Raw genomic sequence first — 24,638 nt, forward strand, 5'->3', positions numbered from 1 at the left:
CGGTTTCTCCTCGTCAGGCCAGTTGCGAGCCGCCGTCGAGCCAGCCGCTCACCGCCGGCGCCGGGCGCTGCGGCGGACGCTGCCACTCGGCCGGATCGGGCCAGGTGCGCACGGCGACGCCGAGGCTGGCGAAGAACTGCTGCGCCTCCTCGGCCAGCGGCTCACCGACCAACAGCGGGGCGTGGGTGCGCGAGAAGCCCAGCACGTCGCGCAGCGGCCGGCGCACCAAGACGCGACCGAGCAGACGACGCAGCAGGCCGGGACGCCGCGCCAGCGCCCAGTCGACCAGGCGGCGCTGCCAGCTGCCCGGCTGCGGCAGGCGCGCCAGCGCCAACTCGTAAAGGCGCCCGTAGGTCTCGCGGGTGCCGGCCACCAGGGTCGGCCCCAGCTCGCGGCGGTCGTTGTCGCGGGTGGCCAGGTTCTCCGGGAAGTTGAGGCGGAAGCCGGCGATCAGCCAGGGCGCCAGCAGGTAGCGCGCCTGGCCGCCGGCGGCGAAGGCGCGCGCGGCCAGGGCTTCCTCGTCGGCGCCGAGCTGCTCGACGCGCACCAGCCGGCGCCCCTGCTGGAGCAGCTCGGCATGGCTGATGCGCTGCTGCTCGAGGCCGCCGTCGGCGCCGCGTCGGTAGAAGGCGAAGGCGCTGCGCTCGGCGCGCGCCTGCGGCGCCGTTTGGGTCGCCGTGGCCTCGGCGAGCAGGCGGGCGTAGGCCTGCGCCCCGCCCTCCTCCTCGCTCACCCCGCGACCGTCGGCGTAGAACGCCAGGCGCGGGGCGAGCGCGGCGGCCTGCAGGCGCTGCAACTCCTCCAGGCCCTCGGCGAAGACGAACTCCGGTTGCAATTCGCGCAGCAGCTCGAGCTGATCGCCCGCCGCCTCCAGCGGATCGAACAGCGCCGCCACCCCGCCCAGCCACTGCGCGGCCAGCGCCGCCAGCAGCGCCTCGGGGCGCGGCCGGCTGAGGATCGCCAGGGTCGAGCCGCCGGCGAAGCCGCGCGCCTGCAGGGCGCCGGCCAGCGTGCTCACCTCGGCGGCGACCTGCGCCCAGCGGCGCACCTGCCAGACGCCCAGGCGCTTATGGCGCAGGGCGATGCCCGCGCCCTGCTGGCGCGCCTGCCACTGCAGCCACTCGGGCAAGGTGGCGGGCGCACTCGCCCCGCCGTCCGCGAACCGAACCATGGCCCGCTCCTTACGCCGCGGCTTTCGCGGCGGCGCGCTGGGCTTCCAGCTCGCGCACCAGCGGCAGCACCTTCTCGCCGAAGTAGGCGACCTCTTCCTGGAAGTGCAGGAAGCCGCTGAGGATCAGGTCGACGCCGACGTCCTTGAGGGCGACGATACGCTCGGCGATCTGCTGCGGGGTGCCGATCAGGTTGGTCTTGAAGCCGTCGTTGTACTGCACCAGGTCCTCGAAGGTGGACTTGGCCCAGTTGCCCTCGCCTTCCGGGCTGGCCTTGCCGGCCTGCTTGACCTCGTGGCCGAAGGCGTTGACCGCTTCCGGGTCGGCCTTGGCGATGATCTCGGCCAGCACCGCGCGGGCCTCCTCCTCGGTGTCGCGGGCGATGATGAAGGCGTTCACGCCGACCTTGACCTGGTGGTTGTTGGCCGCCGCCTTGGCGCGGATGTCGTCGACCTGCGCCTTGATGCCCTCCACCGTGTTGCCGTTGGTGAAGTACCAGTCGGAGGCACGCGAGGCCATGTCGCGCGCGGCGCGCGAGCTGCCGCCCTGGAAGATCTCCGGAACCTGCGCCGGCTTGGGTTTCAGGCTGTAGTTGTGGAAGCGGTAGAAGTCGCCCTTGTAGGTGAAATCGTCGCGGGTCCAGATGCCGCGCAGCACGTCGATGAACTCTTCCGAGCGGCGATAGCGCTCGTCGTGCTCCAGCCACGGCTCGCCGATGGCGGTGAATTCGCCGCGGAACCAGCCGGAAACGATGTTCACCGCAATGCGGCCGTTGGTCAGCTCGGAAATGGTCGAGATCTGCTTGGCCAGCACCGCCGGATGCCACGGGCCCGGCAGGATCGCGGCGATCACCCGCAGCTTCTCGGTCGACGCCAGCAGCGCGTGGCTGATGGCCACCGACTCGTGCTGGAATTCGGCGCCGTAGCCGGCGGTGAAGCGGATCTGCGACAGCGCGTACTCGAAGCCGGCGTTCTCGGCGATCTGCGCCAGCTTGCGGTTGTAGTCGATGTCCCAGCTGGTGCGCTGCTCGATCTTGCTGACCACCAGGCCGCCGCTGACGTTGGGTACCCAGTAGGCGAATTTGATGTTGTTCTGGCTCATGTTGCTTCTCCGTATCGGAAGGCAGTAAGGGATAGAGGGGAATCAGGCCGCGCCAAGGCGGGCCGGGTGTGCACGCAAGGCAAGGGACGACAGCGCGCGCTCGACGGCCAGCGCGATGCGGTCGTGCAGCGCCGGGCTGGCGATGCGGTAGTTGTCGAAATCGGTCTCGGCGCCGTACACGCCGATCGGCAGGCTCTGCGCCTGGAAGAAGGCGAACAGCGGGCGCAGCTGGTGGTCGATCACCAGCGCGTGGCGGTCGCTGCCGCCGGTGGCGGCGAGCAGCACCGGCACGTCTTCCAGGGCACGGTGGTCGACGAAGTCGAACAGGTGCTTGAACAGGCCGGTGTAGGAAGCGCGGTAGACGGGGCTGGCGGCGATCAGCAGGTCGGCGTTCTCGATGGCCAGCAGGTCGTCGCGCAGCGTCTGCGGCAGCTGCTCGCGGCTGAGCACCCCGGCGAACTGCGGACCGATCTCGCTCAGTTCGATCAGTCGCACCTCGACCGGCAGCGCCTGCTCCAGCCCCTCGAGCAGCGCCTTGACCAGCACCAGGGTGCGCGACGGCCGCTGCACGCTGCCGGACACCGCCACCACCTTCAGTTTCTTGCTCATCGTTCAGCCTCGTTGCCGGGGGCGCCGGAGCGGCACCCGCAAGAGACCTAGAGCAGCAACCGTGCCAACCAATAAAACCCTTTAAAATCAGTATGTTACGAACAAATTGCGATTTTCCGCGCTGTGCTGACCCCAGCAGCCTGTTGAACGGCTGTTGCCGGGGCAACAGCGTGCGCAGGAACGCACATGGCCGCGGCCGGGCCTGGCTGTTGGCGGAACAACACCCCGGACTGCCGCTGGAGGAACGGGCGTGCCGGGGCAAGACAGGGCGACGAGAAATGCAAAACGCCCGGTGCATGGCACCGGGCGCTGGAGGGGTCGGCGTGGCTGGCGAATCACCCCGGACCGTGAGGCGCGGATAAGCTAGCCGGCGAGCAGCTCGACGCGGTCGGCCACCCGCCCGGCGCGGGCCAGCAGCTCGCCCTGCTCCGCCCGTGCGGCGCTGACCCTTACCCGCAGGCGGCCGAGCGCGCGGCCCTGGATGCGTTCGATTTCGCCGTGCAGCAGGCGCACACCGCGGCCGAGCGCCTCGACGATGGCGTGCAGGTCCGGCTCGTGGGAACGCGCGCCGGTGTAGTGCAGATCCAGCAGGATCTCGTCCGGTGGCGGCGCGCCGGCCGCCCGGCCGTCCTGCGGATGGTGCTGCAGGGTGCCGAGCAGGCTGCGGGTCACCGCATGGCGCGGGTCGCCGAACACCTGCCAGACCTCGCCCTGCTCCACCACCGCGCCGTGCTCGAGGACCACCACGCGGTCGCAGATCTCGCGGATCACCTCCATCTCGTGGGTGATCAGCACGATGGTCAGGCCGAAGCGGCGATTGACGTCGCGCAGCAGGGCGAGGATCGCCTGGGTGCTCTCCGGGTCGAGCGCCGAGGTGGCTTCGTCGCACAGCAGGATGTCCGGTTGCAGCACCAGCGCGCGGGCGATGCCGACCCGCTGCTTCTGCCCGCCGGAAAGCTGCGCCGGATAGGCGTCGCGCTTGTCGAGCAGGCCGACCAGCTGCAGCAGCTCGCCGACCCGCCATTCCAGCTCGGCGCCCTTGATGCCGGCCAGGCGCAACGGCAGCGCGACGTTCTCGCCGACCGTCTTGGCGGTCATCAGGTTGAAGTGCTGGAAGATCATGCCGACCCGCCGGCGCAGTTGCGCCAGGCGCCGGGAGTCGCAGGCGCCGATGTCCTCGCCGTCGATCAGCACGCGGCCGTCGCTGGGCAGCTCCAGGCCGTTGAGCAGGCGCAGCAGCGAGGACTTGCCGGCGCCGCTGCGACCGATGATGCCGAACACCTCGCCGCGACGGATCTCCAGGTCGATGTCGCGCAGGGCGTGCACCTGCTGCGCTCGGCCGGGATAGGACTTGCCGATGCCGGCCAGGCGGATATGCACCTGCGCAGCGCTCGGCACGGAATTGAAACTGCTCACGGCTGAAACCACCTCGAAGCGGAAGGGATAGTCCGCGCGGCGCGGGCGCCGGCGGACGTTGGCACGACGGCGGCTCAGAAGCCGGGCGCGATCTGCCCCTTGTAGCGGGCCAGGATGAACTCGCGGACTTCCGGCGAATTGAGCGCCTTGGCCAGCTTCTGGATGCCCGGGTCCTTGATGTTGTCCGGACGGGCGACCAGGAACTCGACGTACAGGTCCTTGCCCTTCTCGACGATCAGCGCGCTGTTTGTGTCGATGCCGGCTTCCAGCGCGTAGTTGGCGAACACGAACGCCAGGTCGACCTGGTTCACCGCGCGGGCCAGCAGCGCCCCTTCCAGCTCGCGGATCTTCAGCTTCTTCGGGTTCTCGGCGATGTCCCTGGGCGTCGCCAGGGTGTTGCTCGGGTCCTTGAGCTTGATCAGCCCCGCCTCGTGCAGCAGCACCAGCGCCCGGCCGGTGTTCACCGGGTCGTTGGGGATGGCCACACTGGCGCCGTCCTTGAGCTCGGAAAGCTGCTTGATGCGCGTCGAGTAGGCGCCGAACGGCTCGATGTGCACGCCGACCACCGGCACCAGGTCGGTCTTGCGGGTGGCGTTGAACTCGTCGAGGAACGGCCGGTACTGGTAGTAGTTGGCGTCGAGGTTCTTCTCCGCCAGCTGCACGTTGGGCTGGATGAAGTCGGTGAACACCTTGATGTCGAGATCGACGCCCTGCTTGGCGAGCGCCGGTTTGACGAACTCGAGGATCTCCGCGTGCGGCACCGGGGTGGCGCCGACGACCAGCTTCTCGCTGGCGTGGGCGCTCAGGGACAGGACGGCAGCCAGGATGGCCAAGGACTTTTTCATGGTCTTGCTCCGAAAAATGAGAGTGGCCGTCGTGGGGCGGACGTAGGGCCTGCGGCAGCGGACCCGGCTGCCGCGTGCGGGTATCACGAAAGAACGTGGGCGTTCAGCGCCGGGTGAAGTGGCTCACCAGGCGGTCGCCGCTCACCTGCAGCGCCTGCACCAGGAGGATCAGCAGCAGCACGGTGACCACCATCACGTCGGTCTGGAAGCGCTGGTAGCCGAAGCGGATCGCCAGATCGCCCAGGCCGCCGCCGCCGATCACCCCGGCCATCGCGGTGTAGTCCACTAGCACGATGGCGGTCACGGTGACCGCGGCGATCAGTCCGGTGCGCGCCTCGGGCAGCAGGGTGTGCCAGATGAGCTGCCAGGTGCTGCCGCCCATCGCCTGGGTCGCCTCGATCAGGCCGCGGTCCACCTCGCGCAGCGCGGTTTCCACCAGGCGGGCAAAGAACGGCGTGCAACCGGCCACCAGCGGCGGGATGGCGCCGCGCACACCCAGCGAGCTGCCGGTGAGCAGCGTGGTGAGCGGAATCAGCACGATCAGCAGGATGATGAACGGCAGCGAACGCAGCGCGTTGACCGCCACCGACAGCGCCCGGTACAGGCGCGGCTGGGCCAGCAGCTGGCGTTGCCCGGTGAGGAACAGCAGAACGCCCAGCGGCAGGCCGAGCAGCACCGTGCAGCCCAGGGCGCCGGCCAGCATGGTCAGGGTGTCGAGGCACGCCTGGCCGATGTCGCTCCAGTCGAGGTTACGCAGCAGCTCGCTCATCGCCGGCTACCTCGCTGTCGCGGTACGCGCACCGGCGCGTGACGGCCGGAGGCGGGACGGATCTTGCCGAGCATGCGCGCCCCCTCACGACCAGTCATGGCGCGGCGGCTTGGCGCCGTTGAGCAGCCAGTTGCCGACCACGTGGTACTTCCAGCGCACCGGGTCGTGCAGGGTGTGCACGCGGGCGTTGCGCCAGTGGCGGTCGAGGTTGTGCCGCTTGAGGGTCGAGCGGGTGCCGCCCAGCTCGAACAGCCGGTTGGTGGCCTCGATGGCGACCTCGGTGGTCAGCACCTTGGCCTTGGCCACCGCCAGCGACGCGGCGGCGACGTTGTCCTCGTCGGGAGCCGGCTTGGCACGGTCGAGGACCTTGCCGGCGCGCTCGAGCAGCGCCTCGGCCGCCGCCAGGCGAATGTCCAGGCCGCCGACCTGGACGATGGTCAGCGGGTCCTCGCTGGCCTTGTCCAATCCTGAGTCGATCCATGGCCGGGCCTGCTCGCGGACGAAGGCGATGGTGTCCTCCAGCGCGGCGCGGGCGATGCCGGCGTCGATGGCGGCGGTGGTGATCTGCGCGAACGGCCCGGCCAGGGTCGGGCTCTCGTAGGAGCGGTAGCTGGGGAACAGGTTGAACGCCGGCACGCGCAGGCCGTCGGCCAGTACCGTGCCGCTGGAGGTGGTGCGCTGGCCGATGCTGTCCCAGTCGTCGACCACCACCAGCCCCGGCGTGCCGCGCTCCACGAAGGCCAATTGCCCACGGCCCTCCTCGTCCAGCGCCAGCACGCCGAGCCAGTGGGCGTACAGCGAGCCGGTGCAGTAGCCCTTGCGGCCGTCGATGCGATAGCCGTCGCCCTCGCGGACGATGCGGGTTTGCAGGTCCTGCACGTGCTTGCCGCCCGTCTCCGACAGCGCGTTGGCGAAGCGGTGGCCCTTGAGCACCAGCTCGAAGAAGAAGCGCTTCTGCGCCTCGCTGCCCTGCAGGCGCACGTCTTCGAGCAGGCAGTAGTGGTTCTGCGGGATCTGCCCCAGCGACGGATCGGCGGCCGAGACGATGGCGATCACCTCGGCCAGGGTGGCGAAGGACACCTCGGCGCCGCCGTAGGCCCTGGGTACGGTGATGCCCCACAGGCCGCTGTCGGAGAAGGCGTCGACCACCTCGGGCGGCACCGCGCGCTGCAGATCGCGCTCGGCGGCGCCCGGGCGCAGCAACGCGGCCACCCGGTGGGCGACCGCGATGGCCTCGGCGTCGTCGCGGATGACATGGGCGTTGGGCTGGTTGAGCGGGTAGTGGGCAGGCTGTTGCGAAGCGAAAGACATGTTCGTCCTCTCTGGGGTGGGGCGGAGGCTTTACCGCTCGAGTGGCGCGGAGGCTTGCGAGCCCGCAGGCGGCCGGTGGACTGGGCCGTCGGCCTGGCGCGGCCCCGCCACAGGTCCTGAGCAGCAACCGTGCCAAACCATAAAATCCTTTAAAAACATCAACTTATGGTTATTCGCCAAGAGTGGCCGGTGCGCTGACCGGCGCAGCTTGCTGAATGACTGTTGCCCGGCGAACAGTCGCGCTGCCAACAGCCGCGCCCACAGACCCGCGCCTCCGGGCGGCAAGGCGACACCCGCTGTTGCCAGCGCAGCAGCAGCCCAGCAACTTGCCCCTTTGCCAACAGCGCAGAATCCGCCGCGATTGGCTGCAACCCGCATGAATCCTGGCTTTGCGCCACCTGGCACGGGCTGTGCCATGTGTTTCACAACGGCACCCGCGGCCATCCCGGCCCGCCCCAGCAGACCGTTTCAGGAGCCATCCCATGACTGCCCAGCAACAACTCAAAGCCCTTTCCACCGGCGCCGACTACGAACAGCTGGCCGCGCGCTTCCGGCCGATCTTCGCGCGCATCGCCGAAGGCGCCGTCGAGCGCGAGCGCAGCCGCAGCCTGCCCTACGAGCAGATCCAGTGGCTGAAGGAGGCGGGCTTCGGCGCCGTGCGCGTGCCGGTGGCCTACGGCGGCGCCGGCGCCTCGCTGCCGCAGCTGTTCCAGCTGTTGATCGAGCTGGCCGAGGCCGACTCCAGCGTGCCGCAGGCGCTGCGCGGCCACTTCGCCTTCGTCGAGGACCGCCTCAACGCCCACGCCAGTGCGCCACAGGACAAGTGGTTCGCCCGCTTCGTCGCCGGCGAGCTGGTCGGCAACGCCTGGACCGAGGTCGGCGACGTGAAGATCGGCGACGTCATCACCCGCGTCTCGCGTCAGGGCGAGCAGTGGGTGGTCAACGGCACCAAGTACTACAGCACCGGCAGCATCTTCGCCGACTGGATCGACCTGTACGCCCGCCGCGACGACAACGGCGCCGACGTGATCGCCGCGGTCAGCACCCGCCAGAACGGCGTGCGGCAGAGCGACGACTGGGACGGCTTCGGCCAGCGCACCACCGGCAGCGGCACCTCGGTGTTCGTCGACGCAGTGGTCGAGGAAGAGAACATCATCGACTTCGCCACCCGCTTCAAATACCAGACCGCCTTCTACCAGCTGGTGCTGATCGCCGTGCTGGCCGGCAGCGGCCGCGCCGCGCTGCGCGACTTCTCCCACGAGGTGCGCCAGCGCACGCGCATCTTCAGCACCGGCAACGCACCGCGGGTCAGCCAGGACCCGCAGGTGCTGCAGGTGATCGGCAAGGCCTCGGCGCTGGTCTACGCCGCCGAAGCCACCGCCCTGCGCGCCACCATCCCGGCCCAGCGTGCCTACGAGGCGCGTTTCGGCAACGACGCGGCCGCCGAGCACGCCGCCAACGTGGCCGCCGAGCTGGAGTCGGCGCAGGCCCAGGTGGCCATCGCCGAACTGGCGCTGCGCGTCACCACCGACCTGTTCAACGCCTTGGGCGCCTCGGCGACCAGCGAGAAGAAGCAGCTCGACCGCCACTGGCGCAACGCGCGCACGGCCGCCTCGCACAACCCGCTGATCTACAAGGAACGCATCATCGGCGACCGCGAAGTGAACGGCACCGAGCCGCCCTACGTGTGGCAGATCGGCGGCAGCCCGGCCATCAAGTGACGCGGGAGGCCGCCATGTCCGGGTTCCTGCAGCTCTGCCTCACCGGCCTCGGCCTGCTGCTGCGCGGCTGCGTCGAGCAGTCCGCCATGGCGAGCGAAGCCCAGTCGCTGGCGTTGTTCGACTATCGCGCCAGCCACTGCCCGCCGATCGCGCTCGACTGAGCGCTGCTCATCATCCTCCCTCCCCGAAGGCCAGCGCTCGCGCTGGCCTTCGCGCATCCGGGCGGCGCCGATCCGCGCTGTTCACGGCCCAACAGCGGTTCATCAGCGGTGCCTGCGGCAACACACCCGCGGACGCCATAAATCTGAATATTTTCCTTTAAAAACAATTATTTACGCAAATGGCACGGTGCCTGCAATAGTCCCTGTACAGCACCAGCCGACCGAGCGCACGGACGCGTGGCGCTGCCGATGGGCGCGTTGCCCGACGCCGCCATCGCACACTCGAGAACACAAGGAAAATTCATGTCACTGCACTGGTTCAGCCCCACCACCCTCGGCGCTCTTCTCCTTGCCGGCGCCGGCGTCGCCCAGGCCGCCGCGCCGGGCGAGTACGCCTGGCAGGCGCGCGTCGGCGTCAGCACCATCGCGCCCACCTCCGACTCCGGGCGCATCCTGCCCGGCGAGGTGGACATCGACAACGACACCGGCCCGACCTTCAACCTCGCCTGGTTCATCACCCCCAACCTCGCCATCGACGTGCTCGGCGGCCTGCCCTTCGAACACGACATCCGCCTGGCCGGCAGCAAGATCGGCACCACCAAGCAGCTGCCGCCCATCGTCAGCCTGCAATACCACTTCGCCCCCGAGGCGCGCCTGCGGCCCTTCGTCGGCATCGGCATCAACTACACGTACTTCTACGACGAACAACTGGACAACGGCGCCGACCTGGAACTCTCCGACTCCTGGGGCGCCGCCTTCCAGGCCGGCCTGGACTACGCCATCGACGAGCAGTGGAGCCTGGGCGGCGACGTGCGCTACGCCAAGATCGACACCGAGGTGAAGGTCAACGGCGTCACGGTCGGCAGCGTCGACGTCGACCCCACGGTGTACAGCGTCAACCTCGGCTACCGCTTCTGAACCCCCGCCGGGCGCCCGCCGCGTCCGGCCGACATCCGCAACCCGCACCTAACCTGAGCAACCTTGAGGAACCCGCCATGAGCGAACAGCAAACCGCCGCCCGCGTCGTCGACCCCTACCTGCAGGCGCTGCCGGCCCAGCCGGCGCACCGCATCCAGAGCGACGCCGAGGCCATCGAGGTCGCCCGCGCGCTGGCCGCCGACTTCGCCCGCGAAGCCGCCCAGCGCGACCGCGAGCGCCGCCTGCCGGTCGACGAACTCAACGCCTTCTCGCAAAGCGGCCTGTGGGGCATCACCGTGCCCAAGGCCTACGGCGGCGCCGAGGTCAGCTACCGCACCCTCGCCGAGGTGCTGAAGACCATCGCCGCGGCCGACCCGTCGCTGGCCCAGCTGCCGCAGAACCACCTGGCCATCGTCGACCACATCCGCCTGGACGGCACCGAGGAGCAGAAGCGCTTCTTCTTCGGCCTGGTGCTCGACGGCGTGCGCTTCGGCAACGCCTTCTCCGAGCGCAACAGCCGCACCGTGGCCGACTTCGAGACGCGCATCGAGGCCGACGGCGACGCCTTCCGCGTCAACGGCCAGAAGTTCTATTCGAGCGGCGCGCTGCTCGCCCACTGGGTGCCCACGGTCGCGGTGGACGCCGAGAAGCGCCCGCACCTGGCCTTCATCCCGCGCGCCAGCCAGGGCCTCAAGGTGGTCAACGACTGGTCGAGCTTCGGCCAGCGCACCACCGCCAGCGGCACCGTGCTGATCGACAACGTCAAGGTGCCGGCCGCCCACGTGGTGCCGGTATGGCGCGCCTTCGCCAACCCCACCGCGGCCGGGCCGATCTCGCAGTTCCTGCAGGCCGCCATCGACGCCGGCATCGCCCGCGGCGCGCTGGCCGACACCATCGCCCAGGTGCGCCGCAACGCCCGCGCCTGGATCGACTCGGGCCTCGAGTTCGCCCACCAGGACCCGTACAGCATCCAGGCGGTCGGCGACTTGCAGATCCGCCAGCGCGCCGCCGAGGCGGTGCTAGATCTGGCCGCCGACAAGATCCAGATCGCCGTCGACACCCCCAACGAGGACACCGTCGCCGAGGCCTCGATCCTGGTCGCCGAGGCCAAGGTGCTGACCACCGAGGTCGCCATCCAGGCCACCAACAAGCTGTTCGAGCTGGTCGGCACCCGCTCCACGCTGGAGGAGTACAACCTCGACCGCCACTGGCGCAACGCGCGTACCCACACCCTGCACGACCCGGTGCGCTGGAAATTCCACGCGGTGGGCAACTACTACCTGAACGGCATCAAGCCGCCGCGCCATCCGTGGCTGTAAGCGGCGCCGCCTGAGCCACAGCGAAAGCCCCCGCTGCCGTGAGGTAGCGGGGGCTTCGTTTTGCACGATCCGCCGGGCTTTGGCAGGGAGGAGGCCCGGCTCGCGCGCCTTGGCTCGCGGCCGGGCTATTCGCGAGGTGAAAGGCCGTACCGCAACTCCGGGCGGGAGCGCGGCACCCCACCCACAGCAAGACCCGGAGCACGCGACAGATTGACGCATACGTAAACGTAATGGTAATTCTGCAGGCCACACCCGCCGGCACCCGGCCCGGCGCGCAGGCAGTCCTCCCCATCCCCTTTCCGGAGTTCCGAGCCATGAACCTCCTGCATGAAATCGGCCCCCAGCTCAGCGGTCTCGAACAACTGCAGGTCATGCTCGAAACGGACCGCCGCCCCGGCATCGGCGATACCCTGGATATCCGCCTGGTCGAAGCCGGCGACGGTCAGGTGGTTTTCGAGGCGGTGCCGGACCTGCACCTCTACAACCCGATCGGCTCGGTGCACGGCGGTTTCGCCGCCACCATGCTGGACTTCGCCTGCGGCTACGCGGTGCTGTCGAAGATGGTGCCGGGCAAGACCTTCTCCACCCTGGAACTCAAGGTCTCCTACCACCGGCCGATGACCAAGGACACCGGCTTGGTGCGCGCCGAAGGCAAGATCGTCTCCATGGGGCGGCGGGCGGCGTTCTCGGAAGCGCGTCTGGTCGGCGAGGACGGCAGGCTCTACGCCTCGGCCACCTCCAGTCTGCTGGTGATGGACAGCTGAGCCGGCTGGCGAGAACCTCCCCTCCACGCGGTCACGGGCAGTTGCCCGGACCGCCCGCACCGGCATTCGACAGGAAACGCATCCGTGACCAGCCACGCGCAGCAGTTGCCCGGCCATACCGACACCTGGGTTGCGACCCCACAGGGGCGCATCTTCGTCCGCATCTGGCCTGCCGAGACCGCCAACGGGCGCGCGCCCATCGTGCTGCTGCACGACTCGCTCGGCTGTATCGACCTGTGGCGCGGCTTCCCGGCGGCGCTGAGCGCCAGCACCGGGCGTACGGTGATCGCCTACGACCGCCTGGGCTTCGGCCGCTCCGACGCCCATCCCGGCAAGCTCGGCCCCGGCTTCGTCGCCGACGAGGCGACCACCAGCTTCATGGCCGTTCGCGAGCACCTGGGCATCGAGCGCTTCGTGGTGTTCGGCCACAGCGTCGGCGGCGGCATGGCGATCAACTGCGCGGCCCGCTACGGCGACGCCTGCGCCGCGCTGATCAGCGAGGCGGCGCAGTCCTTCATCGAGGAACGCACCCTGCGGGGCATCCGCGAGGCCCAGGCGCTGTTCGCCAGCGAGGGCCAGATGGATCGCCTGCGCCGCCTGCACGGCGACAAGGCGCCCTGGGTGCTCGACGCATGGATCGGCACCTGGCTGAGCCCGGCCTTCGCGAACTGGTCGCTCGATGGGGTGCTGCCGCAGGTGCGCTGCCCGCTGCTGGCCATCCACGGCGCCGAGGACGAGTACGGCTCGGTGCAGCAACCCGAGCTGATCGCCCGCCTGGTCGCGGGACCGGCGCGGCTGGAAATCATGCCCGACACCCGCCACGTGCCGCACCGCGAGCGCCAGCCTGCGGTGCTCGACATGGTGGCGGAATTTCTGCGGCCGATCGCCTGACGGCCGCGAACAGCTCGCCTGCGGCGGCTTGCCCGCTGGCGGGCGCCTCTCCGGCTGGCCGGACATGTCCGGTCAAACGCAGCCAACCGCCCCCGCCCGCCAACGGCAGGCGCGGTGGCGTCTCCTCTCAGCCCCGCCCTTTCACCACCACCGGCAGCACCAGACGGTGGCCCAGACGTTCGCGCTTGGTGGCGAGATAGCGCTGGCTGGCGGGATTGGCCGGCACCTCGTGGGCGAGCTGACGCTGCACGCCGACGCCAAGCTCCTGCAGGGCGCGGGCCTTGGCCGGGTTGTTGCTGAGCAGTTGCACCGAGCGTACCCCCAGATGGCGGAGGATGGCGGCCGCGGCGCGGTAGTCGCGCGCGTCGACCGGCAGGCCGAGGGCGAGATTGGCCTCCACGGTATCCAGGCCGGTGTCCTGCAGCGCGTAGGCGCGCAGCTTGGCGGCCAGGCCGATGCCGCGGCCTTCGTGGCCGGTCAGATAGACCAGCGCGCCGCGCCCCTCGCGGGCGATACGCGCCAGCGCCAGATCGAGCTGCTCGCCGCAGTCGCAGCGCAGCGAGCCGAGCACGTCGCCGGTCAGGCATTCGGAATGCAGGCGGGTCAGCAGGCCCTCGCCCGCCGGCTCGCCGGCGAGCAGCACCGGGTATTCGCCGCCCTCGAAGGCGTACAGGTGCAGGCGGAACTCGCCGTGGCGGGTCGGCAGGCGGGTGTCGGCGAGCAATTGCGGCGCCGCTTTCGCCGCTTGCGCGCGGCGCCAGGCGATCAGCTGCTCGATGGTGATGATCGGCAGGCCATGCTGGCGGGCGAAGGCCAGCAGCTCGGGACGGCGGGCCATGCTGCCGTCGTCGTTGACGATCTCGCAGAGCACCCCGGCCGGCCGGCGCCCGGCCAGCACGGCGAGATCCAGCGCCGCCTCGGTGTGGCCGGGACGTTCCAGCACCCCGCCGGCCCGGGCGCGCAGCGGGAAGATGTGGCCCGGACGGGCGAAGTCGTCCGGCCTGGAAGCCGGGTCGGCCAGGGCGTTGAGGGTCGCTGCGCGGTCGGCGGCGGAGATGCCGGTGCTGGTGCCATGGCGGTAGTCGACGCTGACGGTGAAGGCGGTCTGGTGCGACTCGCTGTTGGCCTCGACCATCAGCGGCAGTTCGAGCGCGTCGAGGCGCTCGCCGGGCAGCGCGACGCAGACCAGGCCGCTGCTGTAGCGGACCAGGAAGGCCATCTGCGCGGGGGTGATGGCGTCGGCGGCGATGATCAGATCGCCTTCGTTTTCGCGGTCGGTGTCGTCGACCACGACGACGAATTCGCCGCGGGCGATGGCGGCAAGGGCGGCCTCGACGGTGTCGAAGGCGGCGTCGGTTAGTGCGGGCATGGGGGTGGGCCTGTGCTGATGAAGTTGGAGCGTCTGGGGACGCGTTTGGGGGTTCTTCAGCAGGTTGCGTGCCAGGCGGCCCGGGGGCGGATTTCGGGGGTTGGGCGGGGGCGCGCGGCGGCTGCACTGTTGTGCTGGCAACAGTGCGTCGGGATGCTGTTGTCTGGAGGACAGTGGCCTGTTGGAAGCAAGGGCTGGGGGGAAGTCAGCTGGCGAGGTTGTGCGTCGGGTTGTTCGGGTGGTGCTTTCGGCTTTGGGGCATGCCTGCTTGCCGAGTAACTCGACACTTTCTGTTTCGGCCTCCTGGCCGAGTCACTTTTTCTTGTCTGGCCAAGAAAAAGTAACCAAAAAGAAGGCCACCCCCGTCGTCAGGCCCTGCGCTTCGCTCCGGGTCCCCTCGCTCCATCGCCGTTCCAGGGGCACGCCACGAAGGGCCATCCATGGCCCTCGCGGCTCTCGCGGCATCCATGCCGCTCGGCCCCTTCCACGGCGATTCCGCTCGGCCTGACGAAGGGGGAACGGGTGCAGTCCCCACCTCCGCAAAAAACCAAGCGAAGAGCAGAAGCTTTTTGATCGTGCGTCAGGCTTCCAGGCAACTCCCCGGTCCCGTTCAGCAGGCCGAGTGCAGGCGTCGTGGAGGGGGACGCGAGGCAGGACGCCGAGCGAGTCACGAAGGGACAGGGACGTCCCTTCGTGACGTGCCCCCGGAGCGGCGCCGGAGCGAGGGGACCCCGGCCGCGCAGCGGCTGGGGCCGGATGATCGGGTGTGCTTTCTCTTTGGTTACTTTCTCTTTGCACAAGCAAAGAGAAAGTGACTCGGCCGAGGGGCCGAAACAGGGAGGCATCGAACCACTCGGCAATCGGCCATTTCCGAAAACTGCAACGTGCTCACGCAGGAGCGTAGGCACAATCGAGCATGACTCCAAACTTGCAGGCAACTCCCCCGGTCCCGTTCAGCAGGCCGAACGCAGGCGCCGTGGAGGGGGACGCGAGGCAGGACGCCGAGCGAGGCACGAAGGGACATGGACGTCCCTTCGTGGCGTGCCCCCGGAGCGGCGCTGGAGCGAGGGAACCCCGGCCGCGCAGCGGCTGGGGCCGGATGACCGGGCGCGCTTTCTCTTTGGTTACTTTCTCTTTGCGCGTGCAAAGAGAAAGTGACTCGGCCAGAAGGCCGAAACAAAAAGTATCGCCCCACTCGGCAACCAGCCCATGCGCCGAAACCGAACACAACCGGAACCCCCACCTACCCCACCTTCCCCCCCAAATAAAAATGCTGAATATCCTCCCGCGCCGCCAACTCCTGGGCCGCGCCCTCGCCCACCACATGGCCGTTCTCCAGGATGTACGCATAGTCGGCATGCCGCAGGGCCACGTTGATGTTCTGCTCGGCGACCAGAAAACTCATGCCCTCCTTCTCGTTGAGCTGCGCGACGATGTCGAAGATCTCCTCGACGATGATCGGCGCCAGGCCCATCGACGGCTCGTCGAGCAGCACCAGCGTCGGCTTGGTCATCAGCGCGCGGCCGATGGCCAGCATCTGCTGCTCGCCGCCGGAGGTCAGGCCGGCCTGGGTCTTGCGCTTGGTCTTCAGGCGCGGGAACCAGGCGTAGATACGCTCCAGCTCCTGCTCCAGCTCGCGCCGGCTCGGCCCGCGCAGGAAGCCGCCGCTGCGCAGGTTCTCCTCGATGGTCAGGTGGGCGAACACGTGGCGGCCCTCCAGCACATGGACGATGCCGCGCCGCGCCAGCACATTGGCCGCCACGCCGGCGGTGTCTTCGCCGCGGAAGTGGATGCTGCCGCGGCTGACCTGGGCGCGGTCGGCCTGCACCAGGCCGGAGATGGCCTTGAGGGTGGTGCTCTTGCCGGCGCCGTTGGCGCCGAGCAGGGCGACGATGCCGCCCTGTTCGACGCGCAGCGACACGCCGCCGACGGCGAGGATGGCGCCGTCGTAGATCACCTCGATGTCGTTGACGGCCAGCAGCTCGACGGCAGCGGCGGCGGGTTGGGGCTGGGTGCTCATGGGAATCTCCCTCCATTCGAATCGCGGGCCGACCACGGCATCCGCGCAAGGCAAGACGTAGGGTGGGTTAGCCGCCCCGCGGCGTAACCCACCAAGGATGCCGACAGGCATCCCCGACGGCGGCCCGACGTCCGCCTGGTTGAAGGCGGCACCTGCGGTGCCGGTGGTGGGTTACGGCCTGCGGCCTAACCCACCCTACGGTTGAGACGCGGCGCCGGCGGTGGTCACAGCTCCGCGCGGCAGTCGCGCGCTTTGAGGCCCTTTTCCTTGGCATAGGCGGCCGACTTGGCCTCGATCAGCGGGCGCAGGGTCGGGCGGTCGGCCTGCACCCAGTCGGTCACCAGGTTCCACTTGGCGCCGTCCCACTGCTGCACGCGGGCGGCGCCGCCGCCCTCGTGGTCGGCGCAGCTCACCTGCAGCGGCTGCAGCAGGCCGGCGAAGCCGATTTCCTTGAGGCGTGCCTCGTCGACCTTGAGGTGCTCGAACGCCCAGCGCCCTTCCTCGCCGTTGAGCGGGCGGTTGCCGAAGTGCTGCTGGCCGGCGCGCAGCGCCTCGACCACGATGGCGGCGTTGATCAGGCCGATGTTGTAGTACACCTTGCCGAAGTAGCTGGGGTCCTTGAGGTCGCTCTTGCCCTTGTCGAGGATGTGCTCGCGCAGGCGCTTGTGGATCTCGAAGCCGTCGCCGCCGGGGAACGGCGCCAGCGCCTGGTAGCCCTTGGCGGCGTCGCCGGCCGGGATCACGTCGGCCTCGGAGCCTGCCCACACGTCGCCGATGATGCGGTCGGCCGGGAAGCCGAAGCGCGCGGCGGTCTTCAGCGCCACCGGCGTCGATACGCCCCAGGTGCGCAGGAACACCCAGTCCGGCTTGAGCTGGCGCACCTGGCGCCACTGCACCGACTGCTCGTTGCCGGGATGGGCGACCGGGATCTGGATGTTCTCGAAGCCGTACTTCTGCGCCAGCAGTTCGATGGCCGCCTGGGTTTCCCGGCCGTAGGGCGAGTCGTGGTAGACGGTGGCAATCTTCTTGCCCTTGAGCTTGTCGAAGCCGCCCTCGCGCTCGGCGATGTAGTTGATGCCCACCGACGCCTGGCCGTAGTAGCTGAGCAGCAGCGGGAAGGCGTAGGGGAACACGCTGCCGTCGGTGGATTCGGTGCGCCCGCCGGCCGGGTCGATCAGCGGCAGCTTGTCCGCCGCGCCCTTCTCCATCAGCGCGTAGGACGCCGGGGTGCTGTGGGTGAGGAAGAACGCCACCGGCGCGCCGTCGCGGCCGTTCTTGTGGCGCTCGTAGCACTCGACGATGCGGTCGGTGCTCCACTCGGTCTCGCACTCCTCCCAGGCGATCTTCACGCCGTTGATGCCGCCTTCCACCTCGTTGACGTAGCGCAGGTAGTCGATGGTGCCGGCCCACCACGGGATGCCGCTGGAGGCGTAGGGGCCGACCCGGTAGGTGGCCAGCGGGATGAACTGCTCGTTGGCGGCGGCCTGGGCGAACGTGGGCAGGGCGCTGTACGCGCTCAGGGCAAGGACGGCGCCGGCGATGGCGCGTTGCAGGGATTTACGCATGGTGATGATTTTCCGGAAGTCGATTCAGAGGGCGTTGGCTACGGCAACTCACTGCTCAGCGCGGCAATCGCGCGGCGTGATGCCCTTTTCCTGGGCGTAGGCGGCCGACTTGGCCTCGATCAGCGGGCGCAGGGTCTGGCGGTCGGCCGTCACCCAGTCGGTCAGCAGGTTCCATTTCGCGCCGTCCCACTGCTGCACCTTGGCCGCGCCGCCGCCCTCGTGGTCGGAGCAGGACAGCGCGAGCGGCTGCATCAGCCCGGCGAAGCCGATGGCCTTCAAGCGCGCCTCGTCGATGTTCAGATGCTCCAGGCCCCAGCGGCCTTCGTCGCCGCTGAGCGGGCGCTGGCCGAACTTGGCCTGCCCGGCGCGGATCGCCTCGACGGCGATGGCCGCGTTGACCAGCCCGGAGTTGTAGTAGACGCTGCCGAAGCTTTTCGGGTCCTTGAGGTCGCTCTTGCCCTTGTCGAGGATGTGTTCCTTGATCTTGCGGTGGATCTCGAAGTCGGCGCCGCCCGGATAGGGGGTGAGCGCCAGGTAGCCCTTGCCGGCCTCGCCGGTGGGCAGCACGTCCTCGTCGGAGCTGGCCCAGATGTCGCCGACGATGTGGTCGACCGGGAAGCCGAAGCGCGCCGCGGTCTTGATCGCCACCGGGGTCGACACCCCCCAGGTGCGCAGGAACACCCAGTCCGGCTTGGCCTGGCGCACCTGGCGCCACTGCGCGGACTGCTCGTTGCCCGGGTCGGCCACCGGGATCTGGATGTTCTCGAAGCCGTACTTCTCGGCGAGCAGCGCCAGCGGGCCCTGGGTTTCCCGGCCGTAGGCCGAATCGTGGTAGACGGTGGCGATCTTCTTGCCCTTGAGCTTGTCGAAGCCGCCCTCGCGCTCGGCGATATAGTTCACCACCGCCGATGCCTCGCTGTAGAAGGTCAGCATCACCGGGAAGTTGTAGGGGAACACGCTGCCGTCGGTGGCCTCGGTGCGCCCGTAGCCCAAGGTGATCAGCGGGATCCTGTCGGCGGCTGCCTTGTCGGAGAGCGCGTAGGCGGCCGGGGCGCCGTTGGGGTGGTAGAGCGCCACCGGCGCGCCGTTGAGGCCGTTCTTGAAGCGCTCGTAGCACTCGATGCCCTTCTCCGCCGTCCACTCGGTCTCGCACTCCTGCCAGACCAGCTTGACGCCGTTGATGCCGCCCTCCACCTCGTTGATGTAGCGCAGGTAGTCGATCATCCCGGCCCACACCGGGATGCCGCTGGAGGCGTAGGCGCCGACCCGATAGGTCGCCAGCGGGAAGAACTGTTCGTTGGCGGCGGCCTGGGCCGTCACCGGCAGGCTGCTGTAGACACCGAACGCGAGGACCGCGCCGGCGATGGAGCGTCGCAAGGATTTACCCATTTCTCTTTTCACTTCTGATGGTCGGTTTTGAGGGTGTTCTCCTGTCCCGTGGTCGGGTCGAGGTGGATCGGAAGTCGTTGCTCAGAATCTCAGCGGCCAGATCGCCAGGCGCTCGCGCAGGTTGCTCAGCAGGCGGATCAGCCCCTCCGGCTCCTTGACCAGGAACCAGATGATCAGCACGCCGAAGATGATCTTCTGCAGGTTCTGCAACTGGCCGGCGTCGACGTTGCCGCCCAGCAGCCACTGCCCGGCCTGGTTGAGCAGCAGCGGCAGCAGGCTGATGAAGGCGGCGCCGACGAAGTTGCCGGCGATGCTGCCCATGCCGCCGATGATGATGATGAACAGGATCTGGAACGAGCGGTTGATGTCGAAGCTGCCGGCGCTGGCGGTGCCCAGGTAGGCGAAGGCCCACAGCGCGCCGGCTACTCCTAAGTAGAACGAGCTGACGGCAAAGGCCAGGCGCTTGTAGCGATCGACCGGGATGCCGATCACCGCGGCGGCGGTGTCCATGTCGCGGATCGCCATCCAGTTGCGGCCGATCTGGCTGCGCACCAGGTTGACCGCCACCCAGGTCAGCAGCACCACGCTGCCCAGCACCAGCAGGTAGCGACCGAGCGGGCTGTGCAGGTCGTGGCCGAGCAGCTCCAGGCGCGGCGCGCTGATGGTCCCCGAGGAGGCGTAGTTGTAGAACCAAGGGAACTTGGTGAACACCCATTCGAGGAAGAACTGCGCCGCCAGCGTGGTGACCATCAGGTAGAAACCCTTGATACGGTTGCTGGGGATGCCGAACAGGAAGCCGACGCCGGCGGCGATCAGCCCGCCGCCGACCAGCGCCAGCGGCAAGGGCAGGCCCGGCACGCGCAGCAGCAGGCCGTAGGTGGCGAAGGCGCCGACCGCCATGAAGCCGGCGGCGCCCACCGAGGTCTGCCCGGTGTAGCCGGTCAAGAGGTTCAGCCCCAGCCCGGCCAGCGACAGCACCAGGAACGGGATGAGGATAGCGTTGAGCCAGTAGTCGTTGCCCAGCCAGGGCACCAGGCCGAAGGCGACCGCCAGCAGGGCCAAGAGGCCCCAGGGCAGGCGGCGACGCAGCAGTTCGACCGGGGCGCTGTCGTGGGCGGCGGGAAGGCTGTGGGATAGCGTGGTCATGGCGTCATACCCGTTCGATGGCGCGCTCGCCGAACAGGCCGGCGGGGCGGATGTAGAGGAAGACCAGGGCCAGCACGTAGGCGAACCAGGGGGTGATGCCGCCGCCGATGTGCGCGCCGATGTAGACCTCGGCGAGGTTCTCCGCGGCGCCGACGATCAGCCCGCCGACGATGGCGCCGCCGATCGAGGTGAAGCCGCCGATGATCAGCACCGGCAGCGCCTTGAGCACCACCAGGGACAGCGAGAACTGCACGCCCTGGCGCGCGCCCCACAGGAGGCCGGCGACCAGGCCAACGATGCCGGCCACCGCCCAGACGATCTGCCAGATCCGGTTGAGGTTGATGCCGATGGACAGCGCGGCGCGGGTGTCGTCGGCCACCGCGCGCAGCGACACGCCGATCCGCGTGCTGTTGAACAGCAGCGCCAGCACCGCCACCAGCAGCGCCGCGGTCGCCGCCGCCACCAGGTCGAACTGGCTGACCATCACCTCGCCGAGAAACACCGGCACGTCGTCGATGCCCAGGTCCAGCGCGCGCACCTGGGCGCCCATCAGGCCCTGGGCCAGGCCCTCGATGACGAATGACAGGCCGAGGGTGGCCATGAACAGGGTGATCTGCGAGCGGTTGACCAGCGGGCGCAGCACGGTGCGCTCGATGACGATGGCGCCGATGGCCATCACCACCACGGTGAGCAGCAGGGCCAGGGCGAACGGCAGGCCCTGCTCCTGCAGGCTGACGAAGGTCAGCGCAGCGAACAGCAGCATGGCGCCCTGGGCGAAGTTGAACACGCCGCTGGCCTTGTAGATCAGCACGAAGCCGATCGCCACCAGCGAGTACATGGTGCCGGCGAGCAGGCCGCCGAGCAGGGTTTCCAGGAAGAAGGTCATGGCTCGTCCTTAATGCACCGTGCCGAGATAGGCGGCGATCACCTCTGGGTTGGCCTGCACCTCGGCCGGCGTGCCGTCGCCGACCTTGCGGCCGTAGTCGAGCACCACCACGTGGCCGGACAGGCCCATCACCACCTGGATGTCGTGCTCGATCAGCACCACCGTGGTGCCCAGGTCGCGGTTGACGTCGGCGATGAAGCGGCTCATCTCCTGCTTCTCGGCGGCGTTCATCCCGGCCATCGGCTCGTCGAGCAGCAGCAGGCGGGGTCCTGCGATCAGCGCACGGCCCAGCTCGACGCGCTTCTGCAGGCCGTAGGCCAGGCTGCCCACCGCCACGTCGCGCCAGGGCTGCAGTTCGAGGAATTCGAGGATGCCCTCGGCCTGCTCGCGAAACTGGCGCGCCTCGCGGCGCGCGCCCGGCAGGCCGAGGGACTGGGCCAGGAAGCCGCTCTGCGCGTGCCGCGACAGGCCGGTGAGCAGGTTGTCGATCACGCTCATCTTCTTGAACAGCGCGTTGTTCTGGAACGTGCGGCCGATGCCGCGGCGCGCCGCCTCCAGCGGCTGGATGCGCTGGAAATGCTCGGCCTCGAACACCACCTCGCCGGCGTCCGGGCGGTACACGCCGTTGAGGATGTTGAGCAGCGAGCTCTTGCCGGCGCCGTTGGGGCCGATCAGCGCGCAGATCTCGCCGCGGCGCACCGCGAACGACAACGCGTCGATGGCCTTGACGCCCTTGAACGACAGGGAGATGTCGCGCACCTCCAGAATGTTCTCGGCAATGCTCATGCGGCCTGCTCCCGGTATTCGCGGATCCAGGCATGGCTGACGCCCGGCGCCGCCTGCGCCTGCGGCGCGCTGCGCAGGATGGTCTGCAGGCGCGGGAAGCCGAGCAGCTCGCGCACCCGCGCCTTGATCAGCCGGCGCACGCCATGGCGGGCGTCGGTCAGCGTCCAGTCGCACAACCGGCGCCGCCAGCTGCCGGGCGGCGCCAGACGCTGCTCGATCTCGTCGGCCAGCGCCTGCAGGCGCGGCGGCGACAGCAGCAGGGCGATGGGCGCGATGTCGCGGCGGTCGCGCGCCGCCGACTCGCTGTTTTCCGGGAAGGCGAAGCTCTCGCCGTTGCCCAGCCAGTGCTTGAGCAGCAGTTCCAGGCCGCCCTCCCACTCGCTGCCCTCCTCGCTCCATACCGCGCCGGTGCGCCGCGCCGCCCGCCAGGACTGGTGCAGCGGCTCGCCGGCCTCGCTCGCCAGCTCGGCCAGCGGCAGCACGCGCACCCGGCCGTTGTGGCGCGCCGCCGACTGGGCGGACAGCACCAGCAGCGGGCGCGGCAGCTCGGCGCCGGCCGCCAGCCACTGCGATACGCCCTCGCGGCTCTGCACGTAGGCGTGGCTCGGCTGGCTGCGCAGCAGCAGGCGGCGCAGCTCCTCGCCGCTCGCCTGCCGCGACACGCCGAACGCCTGGCCGCCGGCGGCGCGCGCGGCCAGGGCGAGGAGGATCAGGGTCGGCTCGAAGGCGCCGCTGAGCGCCAGCCGCGAGCCGGGACCGAAGCCCTGCTGCTGCAGGGCGGAAGCCAGCTGCACCACCTCGCGCAGCACGTCGACCCAGCGCCAGGCCTTCCAGCGCCCGCGCCGCTTGTGGCGCAGGGCGATCTGCAGCGGGCGGCTGGCGGACCAGTGCTTGAGCTGGTTGAGGGCGTTTTCCGGCAGGGCGTCGAGCACCGGCGGATTGAGTTCGTGCACGCTCATGGCATTCTCCCGGCGGGCTCTGCGGCCCGCCTCCAGGGTGGGTGACGGATCAGGCGATGGCCGCTTCCGTGTCGGTCTGCCGGGCCTTCAGCGCGGCCAGATCGCGGTAGCCGGCGGCCGGATGGCTCTCCGGCAGACGCGGGCCGGCGCCGAACAGCTTGTCGCGCAGGGTGCCCGGGGCGTATTCGGTCTTGAACGCGCCGCGCCGCTGCAGCTCGGGGATCAGCAGATCGACCACATCGACGAAGGTTTCGTGGGTCACCGCGTAGGTCAGGTTGAAGCCGTCCACGTCGGTTTCCTCGACCCAGGCCTGCAGCTCGTCGGCCACGGTCTGCGCGCTGCCGACGTGCAGCGGGCCGAAGCCGCCGATGCCGACCCAGTCGGCCAGCTCCTTGACCGTCCAGGTCTTGTTCGGGTCGGCGGTGGAGAACGCCTCGACCGCCGACTGGATGGCGTTGGTGTGGATGTGCTTGAGCACCTGGTCGGGCTGGTACTCGCCGAAGTCGATGCCGGTCCAGCCGGAGATCAGCGCCAGCGCACCCTCGTAGCTGACGTACTGGCGGTAGTCGTCGTACTTGGCCTGCGCGGCGGCGTCGGTTTCGCCGACGATCACCGTCTGCATGTTGAAGATCAGCACCTTGCGCGGATCGCGGCCGGCCTCGGCGGCGCGCCGGCGGATATCGGCGACGGTCTTCTTGAGGATGGTCTTCGACGGCGCGGCGACGAACACGCACTCGGCGTGCTCGGCGGCGAACTGCTTGCCGCGGCTGGAGGCGCCGGCCTGGTAGAGCACCGGGGTGCGCTGCGGCGACGGCTCGCAGAGGTGGATGCCGGGCACCTGGAAGTGCTGGCCGACGTGCTCGATCTCGTGGACCTTGGCCGGGTCGGTGAACAGGCGGCGCTCGCGGTCGCGCACCACCGCATCCTCCTCCCAGCTGCCCTCGAACAGCTTGTAGAGCACCTCCAGGTACTCGTCGGCGTAGTCGTAGCGCGCGTCGTGGTCGCTCAGCGCCTTCTGGCCGAGGTTGCGCGCGCCGCTGTCGAGGTAGGAGGTGACGATGTTCCAGCCGATGCGCCCCTTGGTCAGGTGGTCGAGGGTGGAGAGGCGGCGGGCGAACGGGTACGGGTGCTCGAAGGACAGCGAGGCGGTCAGGCCGAAACCGAGGTGCTCGGTGACCAGCGCCATCGGGGTGATCAGCGCCAGCGGATCGTTGACCGGCACCTGGGTGGACTGGCGGATCGCCGCCTCGCCGTTGCCGTTGAGCACGTCGTAGATGCCGATCACGTCGGCGATGAAAATGCCGTCGAACTTGCCGCGCTCGAGCAGCTTGGCCAGCTCGGTCCAGTATTCGAGGTCCTTGTACTGCCAGGCGCGGTCGCGCGGGTGCGCCCACAGCCCGGGGGACTGGTGGCCGACGCAATTCATCTCGAAGGCGTTGAGGCGGATTTCGCGGGGCATGGGGTTCTCCTTGAACACTCTGAACGGATGGCCCGGGCCACGGGGCCGGGCGCCTTCCTTCTCTA

22 protein-coding genes are annotated in these 24,638 nt (G+C 69.4%); 6 read left to right on the forward strand and 16 right to left on the reverse strand.

From position 1 onward, the window contains the following. Nucleotides 1-13 precede the first annotated feature (13 nt). The 7 genes from LMJ29_RS02735 to LMJ29_RS02765 all read right to left on the reverse strand — a co-directional run bounded on the left by LMJ29_RS02735 (nucleotide 14) and on the right by LMJ29_RS02765 (nucleotide 7,220). Nucleotides 14-1,171, reverse strand: coding sequence for an AMP-binding protein (locus LMJ29_RS02735; protein WP_229603808.1), 1,158 nt, complete (start codon nucleotides 1,169-1,171; stop codon nucleotides 14-16). Between the two features lie 10 nt (nucleotides 1,172-1,181). Then, nucleotides 1,182-2,270, reverse strand: coding sequence for a dimethylsulfone monooxygenase SfnG (gene sfnG, locus LMJ29_RS02740; RefSeq protein WP_229603810.1), 1,089 nt, complete (start codon nucleotides 2,268-2,270; stop codon nucleotides 1,182-1,184). Nucleotides 2,271-2,312: 42 nt separating this feature from the next. Further along, complete coding sequence (gene msuE / locus LMJ29_RS02745) at nucleotides 2,313-2,879, reverse strand: FMN reductase (protein ID WP_229603812.1); 567 nt, start codon at nucleotides 2,877-2,879, stop codon at nucleotides 2,313-2,315. 363 nt (nucleotides 2,880-3,242) lie between these two features. Continuing rightward, complete coding sequence (locus tag LMJ29_RS02750; RefSeq protein WP_229603813.1) at nucleotides 3,243-4,295, reverse strand: methionine ABC transporter ATP-binding protein; 1,053 nt, start codon at nucleotides 4,293-4,295, stop codon at nucleotides 3,243-3,245. A 74-nt stretch (nucleotides 4,296-4,369) separates the two neighbouring features. Beyond that, nucleotides 4,370-5,140 carry a MetQ/NlpA family ABC transporter substrate-binding protein gene (locus tag LMJ29_RS02755; RefSeq protein WP_229603815.1) on the reverse strand — a complete coding sequence of 257 codons (771 nt, stop codon included), beginning with the start codon at nucleotides 5,138-5,140 and terminating at the stop codon, nucleotides 4,370-4,372. Between the two features lie 103 nt (nucleotides 5,141-5,243). Then, nucleotides 5,244-5,909 carry a methionine ABC transporter permease gene (locus LMJ29_RS02760; protein WP_229603817.1) on the reverse strand — a complete coding sequence of 222 codons (666 nt, stop codon included), beginning with the start codon at nucleotides 5,907-5,909 and terminating at the stop codon, nucleotides 5,244-5,246. A gap of 84 nt (nucleotides 5,910-5,993) precedes the next feature. Then, nucleotides 5,994-7,220, reverse strand: a complete 1,227-nt coding sequence (locus LMJ29_RS02765; RefSeq protein WP_229603819.1) for an SfnB family sulfur acquisition oxidoreductase — start codon at nucleotides 7,218-7,220, stop codon at nucleotides 5,994-5,996. 482 nt (nucleotides 7,221-7,702) lie between these two features. On the opposite strand from LMJ29_RS02765, the gene LMJ29_RS02770 reads away from it, so the two are divergent. From LMJ29_RS02770 to LMJ29_RS02795, 6 genes are all read left to right on the forward strand, one after another. Then, a complete protein-coding gene (locus LMJ29_RS02770; RefSeq protein ID WP_229603821.1) occupies nucleotides 7,703-8,941 on the forward strand; it encodes an acyl-CoA dehydrogenase family protein in 1,239 nt (412 codons plus the stop codon). Nucleotides 8,942-8,955: 14 nt separating this feature from the next. After that, nucleotides 8,956-9,102 carry a hypothetical protein gene (locus tag LMJ29_RS02775; RefSeq protein WP_229603823.1) on the forward strand — a complete coding sequence of 49 codons (147 nt, stop codon included), beginning with the start codon at nucleotides 8,956-8,958 and terminating at the stop codon, nucleotides 9,100-9,102. A 303-nt stretch (nucleotides 9,103-9,405) separates the two neighbouring features. Further along, nucleotides 9,406-10,020 carry an OmpW/AlkL family protein gene (locus LMJ29_RS02780; RefSeq protein WP_229603825.1) on the forward strand — a complete coding sequence of 205 codons (615 nt, stop codon included), beginning with the start codon at nucleotides 9,406-9,408 and terminating at the stop codon, nucleotides 10,018-10,020. 77 nt (nucleotides 10,021-10,097) lie between these two features. Further along, nucleotides 10,098-11,339, forward strand: a complete 1,242-nt coding sequence (locus LMJ29_RS02785; protein ID WP_229603827.1) for an SfnB family sulfur acquisition oxidoreductase — start codon at nucleotides 10,098-10,100, stop codon at nucleotides 11,337-11,339. 314 nt (nucleotides 11,340-11,653) lie between these two features. Next, entirely contained in the window at nucleotides 11,654-12,103 is a 450-nt protein-coding gene (locus LMJ29_RS02790; RefSeq protein WP_229603828.1) for a PaaI family thioesterase, read from the forward strand. Between the two features lie 84 nt (nucleotides 12,104-12,187). Next, nucleotides 12,188-12,994, forward strand: a complete 807-nt coding sequence (locus LMJ29_RS02795; RefSeq protein ID WP_229603830.1) for an alpha/beta fold hydrolase — start codon at nucleotides 12,188-12,190, stop codon at nucleotides 12,992-12,994. Between the two features lie 127 nt (nucleotides 12,995-13,121). Here LMJ29_RS02795 and LMJ29_RS02800 read toward each other — a convergent pair whose 3' ends face one another. The 9 genes from LMJ29_RS02800 to LMJ29_RS02840 all read right to left on the reverse strand — a co-directional run bounded on the left by LMJ29_RS02800 (nucleotide 13,122) and on the right by LMJ29_RS02840 (nucleotide 24,573). Beyond that, nucleotides 13,122-14,363, reverse strand: coding sequence for a bifunctional 3,4-dihydroxy-2-butanone-4-phosphate synthase/GTP cyclohydrolase II (locus LMJ29_RS02800; RefSeq protein ID WP_229603832.1), 1,242 nt, complete (start codon nucleotides 14,361-14,363; stop codon nucleotides 13,122-13,124). A gap of 1,243 nt (nucleotides 14,364-15,606) precedes the next feature. Continuing rightward, nucleotides 15,607-16,383: an ABC transporter ATP-binding protein gene (locus tag LMJ29_RS02805; RefSeq protein ID WP_229603834.1), complete on the reverse strand. Its 777-nt coding sequence runs from the start codon at nucleotides 16,381-16,383 to the stop codon at nucleotides 15,607-15,609. Between the two features lie 224 nt (nucleotides 16,384-16,607). Next, on the reverse strand, nucleotides 16,608-17,948 hold the full coding sequence (locus LMJ29_RS02810; protein WP_229603836.1) for an ABC transporter substrate-binding protein: 1,341 nt from the start codon (nucleotides 17,946-17,948) through the stop codon (nucleotides 16,608-16,610). Between the two features lie 48 nt (nucleotides 17,949-17,996). Next, nucleotides 17,997-19,337: an ABC transporter substrate-binding protein gene (locus tag LMJ29_RS02815; RefSeq protein WP_229603838.1), complete on the reverse strand. Its 1,341-nt coding sequence runs from the start codon at nucleotides 19,335-19,337 to the stop codon at nucleotides 17,997-17,999. A gap of 81 nt (nucleotides 19,338-19,418) precedes the next feature. After that, complete coding sequence (locus tag LMJ29_RS02820) at nucleotides 19,419-20,483, reverse strand: branched-chain amino acid ABC transporter permease (RefSeq protein ID WP_229603840.1); 1,065 nt, start codon at nucleotides 20,481-20,483, stop codon at nucleotides 19,419-19,421. A 4-nt stretch (nucleotides 20,484-20,487) separates the two neighbouring features. Beyond that, nucleotides 20,488-21,369: a branched-chain amino acid ABC transporter permease gene (locus LMJ29_RS02825; RefSeq protein WP_229603842.1), complete on the reverse strand. Its 882-nt coding sequence runs from the start codon at nucleotides 21,367-21,369 to the stop codon at nucleotides 20,488-20,490. Nucleotides 21,370-21,378: 9 nt separating this feature from the next. Next, complete coding sequence (locus tag LMJ29_RS02830; protein WP_229603843.1) at nucleotides 21,379-22,155, reverse strand: ABC transporter ATP-binding protein; 777 nt, start codon at nucleotides 22,153-22,155, stop codon at nucleotides 21,379-21,381. Next, nucleotides 22,152-23,114: an AMP-binding protein gene (locus tag LMJ29_RS02835; RefSeq protein ID WP_229603845.1), complete on the reverse strand. Its 963-nt coding sequence runs from the start codon at nucleotides 23,112-23,114 to the stop codon at nucleotides 22,152-22,154. Before LMJ29_RS02835 ends, LMJ29_RS02830 begins: the two co-directional genes overlap by 4 nt. A gap of 49 nt (nucleotides 23,115-23,163) precedes the next feature. Then, a complete protein-coding gene (locus LMJ29_RS02840; RefSeq protein ID WP_229603847.1) occupies nucleotides 23,164-24,573 on the reverse strand; it encodes an LLM class flavin-dependent oxidoreductase in 1,410 nt (469 codons plus the stop codon). Nucleotides 24,574-24,638: the final 65 nt, after the last annotated feature.

Origin of the sequence: Pseudomonas oryzagri (genome assembly GCF_020831405.1) — a bacterium.
Lineage (GTDB): Bacteria > Pseudomonadota > Gammaproteobacteria > Pseudomonadales > Pseudomonadaceae > Geopseudomonas > Geopseudomonas oryzagri.

What these genes read in the sequence shown, in the direction of transcription:
- LMJ29_RS02735 (WP_229603808.1), bottom strand. Translation starts at nt 1,171, where the DNA reads ATGGTTCGGTTCGCGGACGGCGGGGCGAGTGCGCCCGCCACCTTGCCC.
- sfnG (WP_229603810.1), bottom strand. Translation starts at nt 2,270, where the DNA reads ATGAGCCAGAACAACATCAAATTCGCCTACTGGGTACCCAACGTCAGC.
- msuE (WP_229603812.1), bottom strand. Translation starts at nt 2,879, where the DNA reads ATGAGCAAGAAACTGAAGGTGGTGGCGGTGTCCGGCAGCGTGCAGCGG.
- LMJ29_RS02755 (WP_229603815.1), bottom strand. Translation starts at nt 5,140, where the DNA reads ATGAAAAAGTCCTTGGCCATCCTGGCTGCCGTCCTGTCCCTGAGCGCC.
- LMJ29_RS02760 (WP_229603817.1), bottom strand. Translation starts at nt 5,909, where the DNA reads ATGAGCGAGCTGCTGCGTAACCTCGACTGGAGCGACATCGGCCAGGCG.
- LMJ29_RS02765 (WP_229603819.1), bottom strand. Translation starts at nt 7,220, where the DNA reads ATGTCTTTCGCTTCGCAACAGCCTGCCCACTACCCGCTCAACCAGCCC.
- LMJ29_RS02770 (WP_229603821.1), top strand. Translation starts at nt 7,703, where the DNA reads ATGACTGCCCAGCAACAACTCAAAGCCCTTTCCACCGGCGCCGACTAC.
- LMJ29_RS02775 (WP_229603823.1), top strand. Translation starts at nt 8,956, where the DNA reads ATGTCCGGGTTCCTGCAGCTCTGCCTCACCGGCCTCGGCCTGCTGCTG.
- LMJ29_RS02780 (WP_229603825.1), top strand. Translation starts at nt 9,406, where the DNA reads ATGTCACTGCACTGGTTCAGCCCCACCACCCTCGGCGCTCTTCTCCTT.
- LMJ29_RS02785 (WP_229603827.1), top strand. Translation starts at nt 10,098, where the DNA reads ATGAGCGAACAGCAAACCGCCGCCCGCGTCGTCGACCCCTACCTGCAG.
- LMJ29_RS02790 (WP_229603828.1), top strand. Translation starts at nt 11,654, where the DNA reads ATGAACCTCCTGCATGAAATCGGCCCCCAGCTCAGCGGTCTCGAACAA.
- LMJ29_RS02800 (WP_229603832.1), bottom strand. Translation starts at nt 14,363, where the DNA reads ATGCCCGCACTAACCGACGCCGCCTTCGACACCGTCGAGGCCGCCCTT.
- LMJ29_RS02805 (WP_229603834.1), bottom strand. Translation starts at nt 16,383, where the DNA reads ATGAGCACCCAGCCCCAACCCGCCGCCGCTGCCGTCGAGCTGCTGGCC.
- LMJ29_RS02810 (WP_229603836.1), bottom strand. Translation starts at nt 17,948, where the DNA reads ATGCGTAAATCCCTGCAACGCGCCATCGCCGGCGCCGTCCTTGCCCTG.
- LMJ29_RS02815 (WP_229603838.1), bottom strand. Translation starts at nt 19,337, where the DNA reads ATGGGTAAATCCTTGCGACGCTCCATCGCCGGCGCGGTCCTCGCGTTC.
- LMJ29_RS02820 (WP_229603840.1), bottom strand. Translation starts at nt 20,483, where the DNA reads ATGACCACGCTATCCCACAGCCTTCCCGCCGCCCACGACAGCGCCCCG.
- LMJ29_RS02825 (WP_229603842.1), bottom strand. Translation starts at nt 21,369, where the DNA reads ATGACCTTCTTCCTGGAAACCCTGCTCGGCGGCCTGCTCGCCGGCACC.
- LMJ29_RS02830 (WP_229603843.1), bottom strand. Translation starts at nt 22,155, where the DNA reads ATGAGCATTGCCGAGAACATTCTGGAGGTGCGCGACATCTCCCTGTCG.
- LMJ29_RS02835 (WP_229603845.1), bottom strand. Translation starts at nt 23,114, where the DNA reads ATGAGCGTGCACGAACTCAATCCGCCGGTGCTCGACGCCCTGCCGGAA.
- LMJ29_RS02840 (WP_229603847.1), bottom strand. Translation starts at nt 24,573, where the DNA reads ATGCCCCGCGAAATCCGCCTCAACGCCTTCGAGATGAATTGCGTCGGC.